The following is a 3,520-nucleotide window of genomic DNA, read 5'->3' on the forward strand; positions in this document are numbered from 1 at the left end:
AAATTTTCTTCAAAAAACATTTGGTCATTTAGAAATAAATAATTACTTTTGCAACCGCAAATAGGGAACAGAACGACAGAAAAGCTTCTCTATATATTGCGGAAAGAAAAAAGATCATTGACATACAATATACAACCAAGTAAGGAAAAAACTAAAGCGTAAAAAAAACTTTGAGTGGGTCAGGAAAAACATACAATGGAGAGTTTGATCCTGGCTCAGGATGAACGCTAGCGGGAGGCCTAACACATGCAAGCCGAGCGGTAGAAGATCTTCGGATCTTTGAGAGCGGCGCACGGGTGCGGAACACGTGTGCAACCTGCCTTTATCAGGGGGATAGCCTTTCGAAAGGAAGATTAATACCCCATAATATAATGACTGGCATCAGTTATTATTGAAAACTCCGGTGGATAGAGATGGGCACGCGCAAGATTAGATAGTTGGTGAGGTAACGGCTCACCAAGTCTGCGATCTTTAGGGGGCCTGAGAGGGTGATCCCCCACACTGGTACTGAGACACGGACCAGACTCCTACGGGAGGCAGCAGTGAGGAATATTGGACAATGGGTGAGAGCCTGATCCAGCCATCCCGCGTGAAGGACGACGGCCCTATGGGTTGTAAACTTCTTTTGTATAGGGATAAACCTACTCTCGTGAGAGTAGCTGAAGGTACTATACGAATAAGCACCGGCTAACTCCGTGCCAGCAGCCGCGGTAATACGGAGGGTGCAAGCGTTATCCGGATTTATTGGGTTTAAAGGGTCCGTAGGCTGATTTGTAAGTCAGTGGTGAAATCTCACAGCTCAACTGTGAAACTGCCATTGATACTGCAAGTCTTGAGTGTTGTTGAAGTAGCTGGAATAAGTAGTGTAGCGGTGAAATGCATAGATATTACTTAGAACACCAATTGCGAAGGCAGGTTACTAAGCAACAACTGACGCTGATGGACGAAAGCGTGGGGAGCGAACAGGATTAGATACCCTGGTAGTCCACGCCGTAAACGATGCTAACTCGTTTTTGGGTTTTCGGATTCAGAGACTAAGCGAAAGTGATAAGTTAGCCACCTGGGGAGTACGTTCGCAAGAATGAAACTCAAAGGAATTGACGGGGGCCCGCACAAGCGGTGGATTATGTGGTTTAATTCGATGATACGCGAGGAACCTTACCAAGGCTTAAATGGGAATTGACAGGTTTAGAAATAGACTTTTCTTCGGACAATTTTCAAGGTGCTGCATGGTTGTCGTCAGCTCGTGCCGTGAGGTGTTAGGTTAAGTCCTGCAACGAGCGCAACCCCTGTCACTAGTTGCCATCATTCAGTTGGGGACTCTAGTGAGACTGCCTACGCAAGTAGAGAGGAAGGTGGGGATGACGTCAAATCATCACGGCCCTTACGCCTTGGGCCACACACGTAATACAATGGCCAGTACAGAGGGCAGCTACACAGCGATGTGATGCAAATCTCGAAAGCTGGTCTCAGTTCGGATTGGAGTCTGCAACTCGACTCTATGAAGCTGGAATCGCTAGTAATCGCGCATCAGCCATGGCGCGGTGAATACGTTCCCGGGCCTTGTACACACCGCCCGTCAAGCCATGGAAGTCTGGGGTACCTGAAGTCGGTGACCGTAACAGGAGCTGCCTAGGGTAAAACAGGTAACTAGGGCTAAGTCGTAACAAGGTAGCCGTACCGGAAGGTGCGGCTGGAACATCTCATTTTAGAGCGTTGAAGAACGATAAACAAAATTAGTACAGCAATGTACATTGATTCTGCTTAAAGTAAAGCTTTAGTTTTTTATTTGGTTGCTATATATTATAAAAATACAAACCCACTAGAAATTAGTAAACGGGAGGAGAGAGGAGTATGATGGAGAGTTTAAGATATATTGAAATATTACTTATCACTTATTACCCATTACTCATAACAGAGTCTCGTAGCTCAGCTGGTTAGAGCGCTACACTGATAATGTAGAGGTCGGCAGTTCGAGCCTGCCCGAGACTACTAATTAAAATAGAGGTTAGAAGTTAGAGATTAGAAGTTAGAAAATTAGCGAAAGCCAATAATTTAAAATCTAAAATTTATCATCTAAAATCTAGACTAGAGGGGAATTAGCTCAGCTGGCTAGAGCGCCTGCCTTGCACGCAGGAGGTCAAGGGTTCGACTCCCTTATTCTCCACAGTTTTGGAAGTTTGATTTAAAAGTTACGGATAGAGCCAAAAAACAATATTCGTTCATCAGACAGAAGAAAAGACATTAAGATCATTGACATTAACGGTAAAAATATCACAAAGAGAAAACCGAGCGCATAGAAGCGCTTGAGTAACCAAAAATAGGAAAGAAATCGTTAAGGGCGTATGGCGGATGCCTAGGCTTTCAGAGGCGAAGAAGGACGCGGTAAGCTGCGAAAAGCTGCGGGGATCGGCACACACGAATTGATCCGCAGATGTCCGAATGGGGCAACCCGGCATGTTGAAGACATGTCACTCTAATTTATTAGAGAGCAAACCAGGAGAACTGAAACATCTAAGTACCCTGAGGAAAAGAAATCGAAGAGATTCCGTAAGTAGCGGCGAGCGAAAGCGGATTAGCCCAAAAGTCTTTATATGTTTAATAGAATGTTCTGGAAAGAACAGCCATAGAGGGTGATAGCCCCGTAAATGAAAGGCATATTTGGATGATAAATGAGTAGGGCGGGACACGTGAAATCCTGTCTGAATATGGGGGGACCATCCTCCAAGGCTAAATACTCCTGAAAGACCGATAGTGAACAAGTACTGTGAAGGAAAGGTGAAAAGCACTTCGAATAGAAGGGTGAAATAGAACCTGAAACCGTACGCCTACAAGCGGTCGGAGCCCACAAGTTGGGTGACGGCGTGCCTTTTGCATAATGAGCCTACGAGTTAATTTTGCTAGCGAGGTTAAGGACTTAAGGTCCGGAGCCGGAGCGAAAGCGAGTCTGAATAGGGCGCTTAGTTAGCAGGATTAGACGCGAAACCTTGTGATCTACCCATGGGCAGGTTGAAGCTCTGGTAACACAGAGTGGAGGACCGAACCGGTTGACGTTGAAAAGTCTTCGGATGACCTGTGGGTAGGGGTGAAAGGCCAATCAAACTGGGAGATAGCTCGTACTCTCCGAAATGCATTTAGGTGCAGCGTCGTATATAAGTTTATTAGAGGTAGAGCTACTGATTGGATGCGGGGGTTTCATCGCCTACCAATTCCTGACAAACTCCGAATGCTAATAAATGTTCTACGGCAGTGAGGGCATGGGTGCTAAGGTCCATGTCCGAGAGGGAAAGAACCCAGACCAACAGCTAAGGTCCCCAAATCTCTATTAAGTTGAAGCAACGCGGTTGGACTGCATTGACAGCTAGGATGTTGGCTTGGAAGCAGCCATTCATTTAAAGAGTGCGTAACAGCTCACTAGTCGAGCGGTCCGGCATGGATAATAATCGGGCATAAATAGAGTACCGAAGCTATGGATTTGTATCTTAGGGATACATCTGGTAGGAGAGCATTCTGTTTGCAC

At 45.9% G+C, this 3,520-nt stretch carries 2 tRNA genes and 2 rRNA genes; all 4 read left to right on the forward strand.

Annotation, left to right across the window (positions count from 1 at the left end):
- Window positions 1-192: 192 nt before the first annotated feature.
- Window positions 193-1,709: ribosomal RNA gene (locus NZD88_RS21225) — 16S ribosomal RNA — on the forward strand.
- A 209-nt stretch (window positions 1,710-1,918) separates the two neighbouring features.
- Window positions 1,919-1,992: transfer RNA gene (locus NZD88_RS21230), tRNA-Ile, on the forward strand.
- Window positions 1,993-2,093: 101 nt separating this feature from the next.
- Window positions 2,094-2,167 (forward strand) — tRNA-Ala (locus NZD88_RS21235).
- Window positions 2,168-2,325: 158 nt separating this feature from the next.
- Window positions 2,326-3,520: ribosomal RNA gene (locus NZD88_RS21240) — 23S ribosomal RNA — on the forward strand; the annotation flags it as partial.

It is taken from the genome of Chryseobacterium pyrolae, assembly GCF_025153485.1.
GTDB classification, from domain to species: Bacteria; Bacteroidota; Bacteroidia; order Flavobacteriales; family Weeksellaceae; genus Chryseobacterium; species Chryseobacterium antibioticum.